Raw genomic sequence first — 14,823 nt, forward strand, 5'->3', positions numbered from 1 at the left:
TTTTTTAATCGTTTTTAGCTTGACTTCCGATAATTTCATTGAACAAATCCAATAATTCGTCGTTGGGTTCTTGTTTGTGTTTGGATACAAAGTAATCTTTAAATAATCCTTGAATATCTTGTTCCAAATTGACTTTGGGAGCATCCTTATTATCAGCACCATTCTTATTCACAATAGGAATAATGAAGATAATTCCGTCGTGGCTTTCATGGATTTTCTTTAAATCTTGAGTGGTAAAAAAGGTATCACTCACCAAGGTCAATTCAACCAAACAATACGGATTGTCTAGTAACCAACTTACGGCTTCGTCTATATTTTCAAATCTTTTTCGATGTAAAACCCGACCCGATTGCAACGGAATACCCGTAAATTTTACGGCCTCATTGGGTTGCGCTTCAATTAGAACTACTTTCTTTTCTTGTCCCGCTTCCGAAAAACTATAGGACAGTGGACTACTGGAATACACTACAGGACTTGGATGCCCGCCCACATTCTGAAAGCGATGCAAATGTCCCAAAGCAGTGTATTGCATTTGGTTCGGAATACAATCGGTATAAACGATATCAGCATTCCCAATACGCAATGGTTTTTCGCCATCGGGCTCTTCTAGGATTTCACCTCCACGCTTGAGCATGTACAAATGGGTAGTCAGGATATTCACACCCTTAGTATCGCAATATTTATCGGCAAGTGCAGCCCAAGAATCTTGCAATAACTGATTCAATTGTTGTTCTTTATTTTCGGCTCCTAAATAGGTTTTCAAGCGCATTTCGTTCGCGTAAGGCGTAGTTATTATTCGAATAGGAAAATCGTATTGCGGCAACTGAATTTCTATAAACCCGTTTTCTGATTGGGTTATTTCGAACCCGTTCTCAATAGTTATGGTTGGAATCGTAACATCTGGATTACCTACAAACAATATCCCACATTCACGCGCCAAAGGATTTGGGGAATCTATTCGATCTGGACTGTCGTGATTTCCTGCAATAGCAATTACAGGACGTTTGCCATTATTGGTGAGTCTTTTGAGCGTTTTATATAGTAAATCTATGGCTTCGATTGGCGGATTGAAGGTGTCAAATAAGTCACCTGCCACTATAACTACATCTGCATTTTGACTGTCGGCAATTTCGCAAATTTCATTCATGACGATCTTCTGTTCTTCCAATCGCGAAAAATGATCCAGTTTTTTTCCTAAATGCCAATCGGCAGTATGCAGTATTTTCATGCTATAATTTTATAATGTGTAGTTTATTATCAAATCGGTTCAACAGTAGCCTTCACAATAGCAAACTAGCCGAAAAATACCTTTTTATACAAATGAAACGTTGTAAAATTACTAAATTAAAAACGATCTTTAGTACGGAAAACCGTAATGTAATTCTCTAAATTGTTTGTATTATTGTTTTGAAAATAATTAAAATAGTCACTATGAACAGAACGTTAATCATCACCGGAAAAGGAAAAGTTTCAGCCACACCAGACATTGTTTACATTCGATTTCCTATACTAGTAAATGATGTCCATTATGCAACTGCTGTAAAAGGTTTAGACGGGATTGTTGCATCCCTTCGTAATTGTATAACCACAAATGGCATTAATAAAAACGAGCTTAAAACTTCTGATTTCAGGGTGAACACACAAACGAAATGGAACGACAATACCAAAGAATATGAGTTCTCAAAATTTGAAGCGCATCACGACCTCCTACTGCAATTGCCTTTTGATACAGAGCTGATAAACAATACCACTAACGACATCGTTAAACTAGAAAGGAATATCGAATTCCAAATTAGTTTTGGAGTAAAAGACAGTACCATTTATAAACAATTATTGATTGAAAATGCGATTTCCGACGCCAAAAAAAGTGCCGCTATTATAGCTCATGCATCTGATATTAAATTGAAAGAAATTCTAAATATCAACTACTCTTTTTCAGAAATAACCTTTAGGTCTGACCTAAACTACAGCTATGATAGTTGTCTTATGGAAACAAATGAAAAAATAATGCCCGACTTGAATCCCGATGCTATTGATGTTAATGAATCGATAACAATTACGTGGCGAATTGAAAATTGATCAATATCGTTATTTTGAATGGATTGAATAGGACGGATGGATTGAATAGGACGGATGGATTGAATGGACGGATGGATGGATGGATGGAAATCCATCCCTACAATATGGTCCGAGCCTACGGCTCTAAAGCTGCACGTAAAAGTTCCGTAGTATCGACCCTGTGGACGGACTGAAGTCCATCCTTACAATATAATCCGAGCCTACGGCTCTAAAGCTACACGTAAAAGTTCCGTAGGAACGACCCATTTTGTAGCAACGGATTTTAATCCGTTGAAAATAAAACGAACGCCCCATATTGCAACATCAAATTTTAATCCGTTGAAATTAAAACAAACGCCCCATATTGCAACAACAAATTTTAATCCGTTGAAAATAAAACGAACGACCCATATTGCAACATCAAATTTTAATCCGTTGATATTAAAACAAACGCCCCATATTGCAACAACAAATTTTAATCCGTTGAAAATAAAACGAACGATCCATATTGCAACATCAAATTTTAATCCGTTGAAATTAAAACAAACGCCCCATATTGCAACAACAAATTTCAATCCGTTGAAATTAAACGAACGACCCATATTGCAACAACAAATTTTAATCCGTTGAAAATAAACGAACATACATTTTTCATAACATACATTTTAATCCATTGAAATAAACACACACAACCATGGCCAATACCTATCATCAAGTTTACATACAAGCTGTTTTTGCTGTAAAATATAGAGAAGCTGTCATTGACAAAGAGTGGAAATCACAGTTAATGGCCGTAATTGGAAATTTAATTAACGAAACAGGTTGCAAGACCATTATAGTAAATGGAATCGAAGACCATGTGCATTGTTTTCTAGGATTAAAACCTGTGGTTTCTATTTCGGAATTAATGAAAACCGTAAAAGCAAAATCATCGAAATATATCAATGATAATAAATTAACCAAAAACAGATTTGAATGGCAAGAAGGTTACGGAGCCTTTTCTTATAGTCATTCGCAAATTGAAAATGTTTATAATTATATCGCTAATCAGGAAAAACACCACCAAAAACAAACTTTTATAGAGGAATACAAAGAATTCCTAAATAAGTTTGAGGTGCCATTTGATGAGCAATATCTTTTTGAAGATTTAATTTAATCCAGGGTTTAACACAAAAATTAAAAAAATGCTCCGAGCCTACGGCTCTTTGGTTTTGCTTATCGTTATTTTTGGATGGATAATATTGGACGGATTGAAGGACGGATTAAAATCCATCCCTACAATATGTTCCGAGCCTACGGCTCTTTGCTCACGTACAAGTTCCATAGGAACGACCCATATTGTAACAACGGATTTTAATCCGTTGACCAAACCACAATATGGTTCGAGCCTACGGCTCTAAGCTGCACGTACAAGTTCCGTAGGAACGACTCATATTGTAACAACGGATTTTAATCCGTTGACCAAACTACTTACAAACAGTGGAGAAAATGCTCCGAGCCTACGGCTCTTTGGTTTTGTTTATCGTTATTATTGGATGGATTAAAATCCACCCCTACAATATGGTTCGAGCCTACGGCGCTAAGCTGCACGTACAAGTTCCGTAGGAACGACCCATATTGTAACAACGGATTTTAATCCGTTGACCAAACACGAGTCAACTCTCAGTTTCCATCACCTACCATCTTATACCGCGGCAAATTAATCTCATGTGCTTGCGGATAAGGCGCTCAATGGGTACTTCTCACATCTTCTTTCATCCGTTGTTGGGTAATAAACTGATGGTCTTTGGCGTCCGAATACCTTGGATCAGGAGTTTTAGATAAACCAAAAAACCAAATCGAATTTTGGTTCAACCGGCACAAAGTATTAAAATTAAAACCAAATGAGCTCTTCAATGAATTAGTGTTGTTTCCGTTATACCAAGTCAATAAAACCCCGCTTTTTAATTCAAGAGAATTAGAAACAGGACTCTATATTATGAAAAAGGAAATTGGATTAATTAGTTGTTTAGAATTAGAAATTGATACCGACATACTTCAAATAGATGATTTTAAATTCATAACAACAGCATTCAAAAACGAGCGCTTTCTAAGTGAAATTAAATATCAAAATCAAAATTTGAATCCCGTAAAAAACGATACCGTTATTACCTATCAAACTGGTTTTGAGATTAAATAAATAGTACGTAATTACCTAAAATAGAAAAGAAAGTGTGTCCTTCACAATCCCAGTGGGCGACAAAGATAGAATCCTGTTTTGTAAAATCACTTCCTTCGTTATCTTAAACTGCTTTTCTATTCTTGCACTCAATTCACCTGATAATCAATCATTAAAAAAACATCGCGGCTTCTACAAATCTTGTAAAAAAAAACGATTTGAAATTTGTACATTTGACCGTATAAATAAACGCAATCATCTAAATAATCGATAATTGCGTTTTTATTTTTTACCACATTTACCCCTAAAACAAATGTCTGAATACAACCTTGATTTACAATACAATGATATCATTTATGATGAAAACGAAGTCAATTTCAAGGAATTTGAATCTTGCACTTTTACCAATTGTGATTTCTCCCAATGTAATTTTATTGCAGTAACGTTTATCGATTGCAATTTTAATTCTTGCAATTTCTCTAGTTCAAAAATAAATCATGTTGCCTTAAGAACAGTCTTTTTCAACAAATGTAAAATGACCGATGTGAACTTTGCTATGTGCGACAAACTCATTTTTGAAGTTCATTTTAAAGATTGTATTTTGGATTTCTCCAAATTTTATACCTTAAAGATGAAAGGGACTACATTTACGAATAGTAGTTTAGTTGCGGTTGATTTTATGAGTACTAATTTAACCGAGGTCTTATTTAGCAACTGTGATTTATACCGTTCTGAGTTTGAAAAAGCAGTCGCTGACAAAGCCGACTTTAGAACGAGCTACAACTATTCAATCGATCCTACAAAGACAAAACTTAAAAAAGCCCAATTTTCTATTGAAGGTCTTAAAGGACTGTTGACCAAGTACGATATCCTTGTTGCATAAATTATTTTAGCAAAAAAAAGAGCCGGAAAAATTTCCCGACTCTGATTTTCGAATTAAATTGGCAACTATCTCCAACCGCCTCCGAGATTTTTATATATATTTACAACGGCATTCAATTGATTTTTTCTGGTTTCAATCAATTCCAATTTTGTTTCTAATGCATCACGTTGTGTCAGTAATACTTCTAAATAATCAACTCTAGCCGACTTAAACAAATCATTCGACACATCGATAGATTTATCTAAAGCTGCTACTTGTTGCGATCTTAGATCATAGCTTTTCTCTAGATTATCAATATTAGAAAGCTGGTTTGACACCTCTAAATATGCATTTAAAATAACGCGTTCATAGTTGTACATCGCCTGAATTTGTCTTGCGTTTGCACTACTAAACTCTGCTTTTATAGCATTTCTATTAATTAACGGCGCTGCTAAATCTCCTGCCAAAGAGTACAATAAAGAAGCAGGTGACTTAAACAAAAACGATGTTTTGAAAGCATTATACCCTACTCCTGCTGAAATACCAAAAGAAGGAAAAAACTCTGCTCTGGCTACTTTTACATCTAATTTGGCTGCAGCCAATTCTAGTTCGGCTTGTTTAATATCCGGACGATTCGTTAGCAATTGCGAAGGAATCCCTGCATGAATAGATTCTGGAACAATACTCAAAACAGCGGTTCTGTCTCTAGGAATCTCCTGAGGAAAACGCCCTAAAAGAAAGTTGATTCTATTCTCCGTTTCCTTGATATTTTGATTAATATCAAACTCCATGCTTTGTGACTTAAGTACCTCTGCTTGAAATTTTTGTACCGCAAGTTCTGTTCCTCTAGCCGCTTCTTTCTGTAATTTTACAATCTCTAACGCATTTTTTTGAAGCGCTATATTTTGTTTTACAATTAGAAGTTGGTTATCTAAAGATTGTAATTCGTAATACGAATTAGCCACTTCAGCAACAAGATTAGTCAGTACAAAATTCTTCCCTTCTACGGTTGCTAAATAGCGTGTTACTGCTGCTTTTTTCGCAGTATGCAGTTTATGCCAGATATCTACTTCCCAATTGGCGTAAGCTCCAATGGAGAAATCCGTTAATGGATCAGGCGTTTCTTTGCCTGGTGCAATTTCAGTAGAAGCATCTCCCGCACCTTGGCTGGTGTATCGACCTACTTTTTCTACACCTGAACCCGCTCTAAGTCCAACTGTTGGTAATAAAAATCCTTTTCTAATTCGCGCCTCGTTTTTAGCTATTTCAATTTCCTGCAACGTAATCTGTAGCTCTTGATTATTTTGAAGCGCTATATCAATCAGGTTTTGCAGGTTCTTATTAGTAAAGAAATTTTGCCACTTCATACTTGCAATAGTAGTGGTGTCTGTACTAGTAACAAATGCATTTGGAACATCTACTTTAGCCGTACTTTCTACAACTGATGGTGCTTTACAGCCTACTATCGTAATACAGATAGCTATGGCAATACTATTTTTCTTTATGAACTTCATTGTTATCAATTTCTTCAGTTAATGGATTTTCTTCTTCATTTTTTACCAACTTGTATTTCTCTGCTATTCGACCAAAGATGTAATACAAACCAGGAATAACAAACACACCGCAAATAGTACCGATAAGCATTCCTCCTGCTGCGGCAGTTCCAATAGTTCTATTACCAATTTTACCTGGTCCGCTAGCAAACACTAATGGTAGTAAACCTGCTATAAAAGCAAATGAAGTCATCAAAATAGGTCGGAACCTTGCTTTTGCTCCTTCCATTGCAGCTTCTAGCACTGATTTTCCGGCGGCATGTCGCTGAATGGCAAACTCCACAATCAAAACGGCATTTTTACCCAGCAACCCGATCAACATCACCATGGCAACCTGAGCGTAGATATTGTTTTCTAATCCTGTCAACTTCAATAAAAGAAAAGCTCCAAATATACCCGCTGGCAAAGATAGAATTACAGATAATGGCAATATAAAACTTTCGTATTGCGCTGCTAATACCAAATAAACGAATCCTAAACAGATCAGGAATACCCAAATTGCCTGATTCCCTTGTGATACTTCATCTGCAGAAATACCTGCCCAATCAATATCATATCCCCTTGGCAATTTTTCAGCAGCCACTTCTTGAATAACTTTAATTGCTGTACCACTACTATATCCTGAAGCTGCAGCACCACTAATCTCTGTAGAAGTGTACATATTGTGCCTGGTAATCTCCGAAAGTCCGTATACTTTTTCTAACTTCATAAAAGCAGAATAAGGAACCATTTCATCTCGGTTATTTTTCACATAAAGTTTCAAAATATCCTCTGGCAATGCACGGTATTCTGGCGACGCTTGAACAATTACTTTGTAATTAATTCCGTATTTAATAAAACTAATCTCGTAATTACTACCTACTAACGTAGACAACGTATTCATTGCATTCTCAATAGAGATTCCCTTTTGTTGTGCTAAATCATTATCAATTTTCATCATGTACTGAGGAAAACTAGCACTAAAGAAACTGAACACATTAGATAACTCAGGACGTTTATTCAACTCTTTTACGAAGTCATTGTTAATCGCCTCCATTTTTTTGTAATCTCCTGAACCCGTTTTATCTAGTAAACGAAGCTCAAATCCTCCGGCAGCTCCATATCCGGGTACTGCAGGTGGTTGGAAAAATTCGATATTTGCACCTGGAATACTTTTAGATTTTTCTTCTAATTCGGCCATAATCTCAACAACAGAATGCTTTCTATCATCCCAGTCCTTAAGATTAATCAAACAAGTTCCTGCATTAGAACCTGTTCCTTCAGTCAGAATTTCATATCCAGCTAAAGAAGAAACTGATTTAACTCCATCTACCGTTTCAGCAATTTTTTGCAGTTTTACTGAAATATCATTAGTTCGTTCTAATGAAGATCCTGGAGGTGTTTGAATAATAGCATAAAACATCCCTTGATCCTCATTTGGAATAAATCCAGAAGGAACGGTGCTACTAATTAGCCATGTTCCTGCACAAAATCCTACCAATGCAATAAAAGTAATTGCTCTTCTATTTATAATTTTTCCCAGTAAATTTTGATATTTACCTTGCGTAAGGTTAAATAGGTTATTAAAACCATCTATAAATCTATTTACAGGCGTTTTCTTTTTAGGTTTACCATGATTGTTTTTTAACATCATCGCACAAAGTGCAGGTGTTAATGTCAACGCCACGATTCCCGAAAGAATAATTGCTGTTGCCATTGTAATAGAGAACTGTCTATAAAACACCCCAACTGGGCCAGACATAAACGCAACTGGAATAAATACTGCAGCCATCAAAAAAGTAATAGCCACAATAGCTCCTGCAATCTCATGCATCGCTTTTTTAGTCGCTTTTAATGGGCCGATATGTTCTTCCTCCATCTTAGCGTGCACCGCTTCAATAACCACAATGGCGTCATCGACGACGACTCCAATTGCCAAAACCAAAGCAAACAACGTAATTAAGTTAAGTGAAATATCGAACAATTGCATGAACATAAAAGTTCCAACTAATGATACTGGCACCGCAATTGCTGGAATAATTGTAGAACGCCAATCCCCCAAGAAAAGAAATACCACTAACCCTACCAAAATAAAAGCTTCGATTAAAGTGTGTATTACTTTTTCAATAGAAGCATCCAAAAATTTAGAAACATCATACGAAATTTCGTAATCCATTCCTTTTGGAAATTTTTTCTTGATGGTTTCTAGTTTGGCTTTTACATCTTCAATAACCTGATTTGCATTACTACCAAATGACTGTTTTAATACAATTGCTGCAGATGGTTTTCCATTTAGATTCGAATAAATATCATACATCGAACTTCCAAACTCGATATTAGCAACATCTTTTAATCTTAATATTTCGCCATTAGCATTGGATCGTAATATTATATTTCCATATTGTTTTTCGTCTGTGAATCTTCCTGAATATTTTAATACATATTCAAATGCTTGCGAACGTTTACCGGAGGCTTCTCCTGTTTTTCCCGGTGAAGCTTCTAAACTTTGACTTGACAAAGCCTCCATTACCTCATCAGTAGAAATTTTATAGGCCAACATACGGTCGGGTTTCAACCAAATACGCATAGCATATTCACGAGTTCCTAAAATATCTCCAGAACCAACACCATTTACCCTTTTCAATTCAGATAAAACATTAATATCGGCATAATTGTACAAAAACTTTTGGTCGGTATTTTTATCCGTACTAAAAAGGTTTACATACATCAACATACTTGGAACTTCACGAGTAATTTTCACACCTTCTCTTACCACTAATGGCGGTAGTTTATTAACTACCGAAGCCACACGGTTTTGAACATTAATAGCGGCTTGATTGGGATCAGTACCTAAGTTGAATACGACTTGAATACTAGCTTCACCGTCATTTCCAGCATCAGAAGTCATGTATTTCATTCCCGGAACTCCATTTAAGGCTCGTTCTAAAGGAATAACAACTGATTTGATCATCAATTCTCCATTAGAACCAGGGTAGTCTGCTGTAACATTCACCATTGGTGGCGAAATAGAAGGAAATTGGGTAATAGGTAAATTCATCACCGATAACACCCCTAAAAAGACAATTATTAGCGATATTACTATCGACAAAACGGGCCTTTGGATAAATTTATTAAACATTTTTATATTTTTTTATATGATTAATTTATTCCGCTTTTAATCTTAAATGCTCAATTACAAGTTTAGGATCCATTGTTTTGCATTTAATTTTATCGCCCTCTTTTACCTTTTGAACACCTTCTAATAAAATCATATCGCTAGCTGAAACACCACTTTTTAGCACATATAAATCAGGCATTTCCCCTTTAATTTCAATTTCTTGTGAATGTACAATGCAGTTTTTATCTACTAAAAACACATACTTTTTGTCCTGTATTTCATAAGTCGCCTTTTGTGGAATTACTAAAGCATTTTTAAGCGGAACAGTCATTAGCACTTTACCTGTTTCTCCATTTTTGAGCAATTTATCTGGATTAGGGAATCGAGATCTAAAAGCTATATTTCCAGTTTCGCTATCAAATTCACTTTCTATAACCTCTACTTTTCCTTTGTATTTCAATGGAGTACCGTTTGCTAAAAGTAAACCTACTTGGTTTTGAGCACGGTTTTTAATATCCGTTTCATAATCTAAATATTCTGGCTCAGAAACATTGAAATAAGCATACATTTCACTATTGTCAGAAAGGCTAGTCAATAATTCACCTTCGTCAATAAGACTACCTAATTTTTTAGGAAGTCTATCAATAGTTCCCGCGAATGGTGCTCGGATATCAGTAGCCGATAAATGAAATTTAGCCATTGCCATTTCGGCTCTTGCCTGATCTAATTTAGCTTTGGCTACAGCCAATTCATTTTTAGAAACTACATTCTTATCCGCTAAATCTTTAGTGTTTTGTAATTCTATTTCTGAAGCTTTTACTTCGGCTAGCGCCTTTTGATATTCAGCTTCGTACATCGTAGGTAATATTTTAAATAATATTTGACCTGCCTTCACATATTGACCTTCATCAACATAAATTTTTTGTAAGAACCCTTTTTCTAAAGCTCTAATTTCTATGTTTTTAACAGACCGAATTTGTGAGACATATTCCTTTGTAAATGAAGTGTCAACTACGACCGGATTTGTAACTGAAAACGTTTCTGCTACTTCTTTCTCTTCTTTTTTTGAGTTACAACTCGTTAAGCTTATTAGGGCGATTAGCCCCGATAAAATGGCAATTCTCTTCATGATGGTTTATGAATTGAGTACTTGATTGATTGGATTTAAAAAATTTTACAGGGTAAAACAAGGCATCAGTAACCATGACGTGTCCGAAAACCGTCATAGGAAAAAACAAAGGAATTCTTTTCTCTTAGAGATTAAAAATCATTAATTTATCAACTGATGAAGCCAATAATCAAATTCTTAAAACTCTTATTATAATGTAGATTGGTTGGGAATATCCAAAAAAAGACGGAAAGTTTTTTATGCCTTTTAAATAATCTTTTAAATAAAAGAAATTGGAATTTGTAATATACCATTTGTGAGTAGCCTCAAAATTTAATGGTGTAAATTTATTCGAGGTATTATCTGAATTAAGATTATCCTCTCCAGTATCTGTATCTTCAATAATTTTATTATACTGATCTGAATTATCACGTAAACCTTGATTTTCTAAAAAATGGTTTTGAGTCAAAGAGTTCTGCGTACTACAAGAATGTGTACGGTTAACAGTTAAATTTTCACCTTTGCAAAAAAAGAATGAGCAAAGGAATATAAAAAAAATTGTTGCTCTCATTTCGAGGTCAAATGTAGTTAAACAATGAAAGTGAAAAATAATTTTATGATTTTGTTAAGTAAAAATCAACGCAATCGTTTTTCTTGGAAATGGCTGCAGCAACGAAATAGTTATAAGCATTTAGAAAAGAATTAATTAGTACTTTTATAGACGAAACCTTTTATTATGAATTACTTTAAATCCTTATTCATTTTTACCGTATTACTTCTTAAAATGTACTAAATATTTGCTTTTTATATTTGAATAACTTTCAAAAAGTAAAAAAGCAATCTATTTTCCTAAGAAATTATTCGGCCGTCCTCCATTGTAATTATTCGATCTGTTTTATCGGCAAAATCAGGATCGTGAGTTACAATCAATATTGTTTGATTAAAATCTACAGTTAATCTTTTGAAAATATCAAATACGATATCACCACTTTTCCTGTCTAAGTTTCCCGTAGGTTCATCCCCCATAATAATCAAAGGATCATTTATTAAAGCACGAGCAATAGCAACACGCTGCTTTTCTCCTCCGCTCAATTGATTGGGCATTTTTAAAGCATGCTGAGCTATCTCTAATGTTTTTAAATGTCCCATCGCACGATGCTCTAATTCCTCTTTAGAATATTTTCCTAGCTTCAGTCCTGGAAGCATCACGTTATTTAGAACATTATATTCTGGTAACAGATAATGAAATTGAAATACAAAACCGATTTTTTCATTTCTAATTTTAGCCAAATTAGCATCAGATTGCCCAGTAATAAGCTCATTATGTATTAGTAGCTCTCCTTCATAATCCGTATCCATGGTAGATAGCAAATATAACAAAGTCGATTTCCCACAACCTGACTTACCCACTATAGATACAAACTCTCCATAATTAATCTTCAAATCAATGTCTTTGATTACTTGAAATTTCTTCGGATTGTAAAAATATTTGATTAACCCTTTGGTTTCTAAAGCTGTTTCTTTCATATCATTTTCCTCTAATAATTTCAACAGAATCTACCCTACTCGCTTTCATGGCCGGAAATAAACCAGAGATAATTGTTGTAAAAAGCGCAAATACTATTCCGATGCCGTAGTAAGCAATATTATAATCAATAGGATAGGTCGTAACAGATGGTACAGAAGTCGTTGTGAATGGGATAATGTCAATTATACTAGAAAAGATATAACCGAAAATTAATCCAAAAATGCCTCCCGCAACTCCTATTATTATCGATAACGATATAAAAATCCATTTGACATCGTTACCGGAAAAACCAGTGGCTTTAAGAATAGCAATACTATCCATTTTTTCATAAATCATCATATTCAATATGTTGTAAATTCCAAAACCGGCAACTATCAATAATACGATTCCTACTGCGTAAGAAATAATGCTACGAACAGTACTTCCTGTTTCAAATTGCACATTTGCGGCCAAGTAATCTATTGTGTCCAAATTAAACACAGTATGAAACTCTTTGGCCATAGCCTCAGCCAATTCTTTATTATAAAGATTAACTTGAATATCAGTAATATAATTTTTAGGTTGACCTAATAATTTTTGAGCGGTAGTTAATGACGTATAACTAGACATATTGTCAATATCAGCGATCCCTGTTTCAGAAATCCCTACTATTTTTAAGGAGGCTAAATTTCCATTAGAAGTGGATACTTTAATAATATCTCCTTTTGAAAGTAACATCTTATCCGACAAGCCTTTTCCAATAATGATGCTATTGTTCTGATTCAAATCAGACAATTTACCTTCTTTAATATAATCGCTTGTCTTAAAAAGAGTGTTCTCTGCAACAACATCTATTCCGTTTACAAAGCCAGAAATTTCGATAGTTCCTGAATTAAATAAAACAGAAGCAGTCACTTTTGGTGCGACATCAACTACTCGTTTATCTTGTTTTAAAGCCCTAATAATCGACATGCTGTTGTATATCGATTTTCCTCGATCTTTTGGTTTTATCGAATGAATAAAAGCAGCATTCCCCTTATATTCATAAGACAATGATAGAGGTTGATGATCCGATGGTTTTACTTCATTATACATCCGAATGTGTGGTGTTCTATTCAGCATTAATCCATCCAGTAATTCATTCAATCCGCTCATAAAACTGACCAAAGAGATAAACATAGCAATACTAAAAGTGACACCCACAGCGGCAACAATAGTTTGTTTAAGTCTAGCTCTAAGTAAATGAAAAGCGATATCTAAAATAAGTTTATAATTCACTATTTTGGTATATAAATGGTTTCATCCTTTTTCAATCCTTCTAAAATCTCCACCTTTTGGTAATCACTCAAACCTATTTTCACTTTTCTTCTCTCCTCATTATTAACAATCACATATTCATTGTCTACTAAATAACTTCTAGGAATAGTAATCGTATTTTCTTTTGTCTGAATAATTATATTTGCTTCGGCTGTTAGATTAGGATATAGTTTTCTTGGTGCTTTAACAAAGTGAGCTTCAATTTTAAATGTACGGGAACGGGCATCCATAATGGGATATATTTTATCAACAATTGCTTCAAAAACTTCTCCTTTATAACTATCCATAGTAACTAATACTTTCTGACCTAAAACTACACGTACCATATCATTCTCATCTACTTCTAGCTCCAATACAAACGAATTTGCCTTCCCTATTATCGCAAGTGGCGTCTGAGTGGTAACTAAGGTACCTTCATCAACCAAAACATCAAACAATTGTCCAGCAATAGCACTTTTAATACTAAAGTCACTTTGGGTGTTTTGGCTATATTTAAGATTGATGTTGTTGCGATCTTGGTCGTTCTTCAATTGTGCTTTGAGTTGTGCCAATTGCTTTTTAGTCGACTCATAATTTATCTTAGCGCTTTTATAAGCTAATTCGAATCTTTCAAAGTCAACTTCTGAGATCCCTTCAAGCGATCTGATTTTATTGTTTCTATTATAAATGGATTCGTCAAGAGTTAGCTTATCCTTTGCCGATTGTACTTTTAGCTCCATCTCTGCAATTTTATCTTTGATATAAAGGCTATTACCTTGACTAAGTTGGTAAGCTAATCTGGAGTTTTCAGTGTTTAATTCTGCTTTTTCGCTTTCAAGTTCAAAAAGCAACTGACCTTGACTTACAGCTTGTCCTGCAGTAACTTTAATATTTTGCAAAATACCATTTACAGTGGAGTAAACTGTATATTGATCATTTGCTTTAATAATTCCTGACGCATAGACACTTTCGGTTACAGTACCAAGGGTGGGTTTTATTCCTTCGTTTTTTTTCGAACAAGACAGCGCTAAAAACAGTACCGCTAATAAAGTATAATTTCCAAATTTCATTTCAATCGATTTAATAAAAATAAGTGACAAATAAACACTTAAATTTACCGCTTTTTTCTCACAATATATCTATTAAAATAGTTTTTAAAAGAACAACCAGACGGTTTCTTGAAA

The 14,823-nt window shown here is 34.6% G+C and carries 13 protein-coding genes; 5 read left to right on the top strand and 8 right to left on the bottom strand.

Features of this window, described 5'->3' with window-relative positions; translation table 11 throughout:
• Positions 1-4: 4 nt before the first annotated feature.
• Positions 5-1,228, bottom strand: a complete 1,224-nt coding sequence (locus BLV35_RS06035) for a metallophosphoesterase family protein (protein ID WP_091086315.1) — start codon at positions 1,226-1,228, stop codon at positions 5-7.
• A 203-nt stretch (positions 1,229-1,431) separates the two neighbouring features.
• On the opposite strand from BLV35_RS06035, the gene BLV35_RS06040 reads away from it, so the two are divergent.
• A complete protein-coding gene (locus tag BLV35_RS06040; RefSeq protein ID WP_091086318.1) occupies positions 1,432-2,079 on the top strand; it encodes an SIMPL domain-containing protein in 648 nt (215 codons plus the stop codon).
• Between the two features lie 200 nt (positions 2,080-2,279).
• On the opposite strand, the gene BLV35_RS06045 is transcribed toward BLV35_RS06040, so the two are convergent.
• On the bottom strand, positions 2,280-2,660 hold the full coding sequence (locus BLV35_RS06045; protein ID WP_091086322.1) for a hypothetical protein: 381 nt from the start codon (positions 2,658-2,660) through the stop codon (positions 2,280-2,282).
• A 92-nt stretch (positions 2,661-2,752) separates the two neighbouring features.
• Here BLV35_RS06045 and tnpA point away from each other — a divergent pair, with 92 nt between their 5' ends.
• The 4 genes from tnpA to BLV35_RS06060 all read left to right on the top strand — a co-directional run bounded on the left by tnpA (position 2,753) and on the right by BLV35_RS06060 (position 5,099).
• Positions 2,753-3,214 carry an IS200/IS605 family transposase gene (gene tnpA, locus BLV35_RS06050; protein ID WP_091086325.1) on the top strand — a complete coding sequence of 154 codons (462 nt, stop codon included), beginning with the start codon at positions 2,753-2,755 and terminating at the stop codon, positions 3,212-3,214.
• A gap of 28 nt (positions 3,215-3,242) precedes the next feature.
• Positions 3,243-3,458 (top strand): hypothetical protein, encoded by a 216-nt coding sequence (locus BLV35_RS19140; RefSeq protein WP_143031841.1) that lies wholly within the window; start codon positions 3,243-3,245, stop codon positions 3,456-3,458.
• Positions 3,459-3,844: 386 nt separating this feature from the next.
• Positions 3,845-4,237, top strand: a complete 393-nt coding sequence (locus BLV35_RS06055; RefSeq protein WP_091086329.1) for a hypothetical protein — start codon at positions 3,845-3,847, stop codon at positions 4,235-4,237.
• Between the two features lie 292 nt (positions 4,238-4,529).
• Positions 4,530-5,099 carry a pentapeptide repeat-containing protein gene (locus tag BLV35_RS06060; RefSeq protein ID WP_091086332.1) on the top strand — a complete coding sequence of 190 codons (570 nt, stop codon included), beginning with the start codon at positions 4,530-4,532 and terminating at the stop codon, positions 5,097-5,099.
• Between the two features lie 65 nt (positions 5,100-5,164).
• On the opposite strand, the gene BLV35_RS06065 is transcribed toward BLV35_RS06060, so the two are convergent.
• From BLV35_RS06065 to BLV35_RS06095, 6 genes are all read right to left on the bottom strand, one after another.
• Positions 5,165-6,592 (bottom strand): TolC family protein, encoded by a 1,428-nt coding sequence (locus tag BLV35_RS06065; protein WP_091086338.1) that lies wholly within the window; start codon positions 6,590-6,592, stop codon positions 5,165-5,167.
• The gene (locus tag BLV35_RS06070; protein WP_091086342.1) at positions 6,570-9,749 is read right to left on the bottom strand and encodes an efflux RND transporter permease subunit; all 3,180 of its coding nucleotides are present in this window, start codon (positions 9,747-9,749) and stop codon (positions 6,570-6,572) included. The genes BLV35_RS06065 and BLV35_RS06070 overlap by 23 nt, the downstream gene beginning before the upstream one ends.
• 25 nt (positions 9,750-9,774) lie before the next feature.
• Entirely contained in the window at positions 9,775-10,857 is a 1,083-nt protein-coding gene (locus tag BLV35_RS06075) for an efflux RND transporter periplasmic adaptor subunit (protein WP_091086345.1), read from the bottom strand.
• 828 nt (positions 10,858-11,685) lie between these two features.
• Entirely contained in the window at positions 11,686-12,363 is a 678-nt protein-coding gene (locus BLV35_RS06085) for an ABC transporter ATP-binding protein (RefSeq protein ID WP_091086729.1), read from the bottom strand.
• Between the two features lies 1 nt (position 12,364).
• Positions 12,365-13,621 carry an ABC transporter permease gene (locus BLV35_RS06090; RefSeq protein ID WP_091086350.1) on the bottom strand — a complete coding sequence of 419 codons (1,257 nt, stop codon included), beginning with the start codon at positions 13,619-13,621 and terminating at the stop codon, positions 12,365-12,367.
• A complete protein-coding gene (locus BLV35_RS06095; RefSeq protein WP_091086352.1) occupies positions 13,621-14,709 on the bottom strand; it encodes an efflux RND transporter periplasmic adaptor subunit in 1,089 nt (362 codons plus the stop codon). Before BLV35_RS06095 ends, BLV35_RS06090 begins: the two co-directional genes overlap by 1 nt.
• Positions 14,710-14,823 lie beyond the last annotated feature (114 nt).

The sequence above is a fragment of the Flavobacterium gillisiae genome, from assembly GCF_900107635.1.
Taxonomy (GTDB): domain Bacteria; phylum Bacteroidota; class Bacteroidia; order Flavobacteriales; family Flavobacteriaceae; genus Flavobacterium; species Flavobacterium gillisiae.

Excerpts from the sequence above, each read along its gene's own strand:
- BLV35_RS06035 (WP_091086315.1), bottom strand. The coding sequence starts at position 1,228 with ATGAAAATACTGCATACTGCCGATTGGCATTTAGGAAAAAAACTGGAT.
- BLV35_RS06040 (WP_091086318.1), top strand. The coding sequence starts at position 1,432 with ATGAACAGAACGTTAATCATCACCGGAAAAGGAAAAGTTTCAGCCACA.
- BLV35_RS06045 (WP_091086322.1), bottom strand. The coding sequence starts at position 2,660 with ATGGGTCGTTCGTTTAATTTCAACGGATTGAAATTTGTTGTTGCAATA.
- tnpA (WP_091086325.1), top strand. The coding sequence starts at position 2,753 with ATGGCCAATACCTATCATCAAGTTTACATACAAGCTGTTTTTGCTGTA.
- BLV35_RS19140 (WP_143031841.1), top strand. The coding sequence starts at position 3,243 with ATGCTCCGAGCCTACGGCTCTTTGGTTTTGCTTATCGTTATTTTTGGA.
- BLV35_RS06060 (WP_091086332.1), top strand. The coding sequence starts at position 4,530 with ATGTCTGAATACAACCTTGATTTACAATACAATGATATCATTTATGAT.
- BLV35_RS06065 (WP_091086338.1), bottom strand. The coding sequence starts at position 6,592 with ATGAAGTTCATAAAGAAAAATAGTATTGCCATAGCTATCTGTATTACG.
- BLV35_RS06070 (WP_091086342.1), bottom strand. The coding sequence starts at position 9,749 with ATGTTTAATAAATTTATCCAAAGGCCCGTTTTGTCGATAGTAATATCG.
- BLV35_RS06075 (WP_091086345.1), bottom strand. The coding sequence starts at position 10,857 with ATGAAGAGAATTGCCATTTTATCGGGGCTAATCGCCCTAATAAGCTTA.
- BLV35_RS06085 (WP_091086729.1), bottom strand. The coding sequence starts at position 12,363 with ATGAAAGAAACAGCTTTAGAAACCAAAGGGTTAATCAAATATTTTTAC.
- BLV35_RS06095 (WP_091086352.1), bottom strand. The coding sequence starts at position 14,709 with ATGAAATTTGGAAATTATACTTTATTAGCGGTACTGTTTTTAGCGCTG.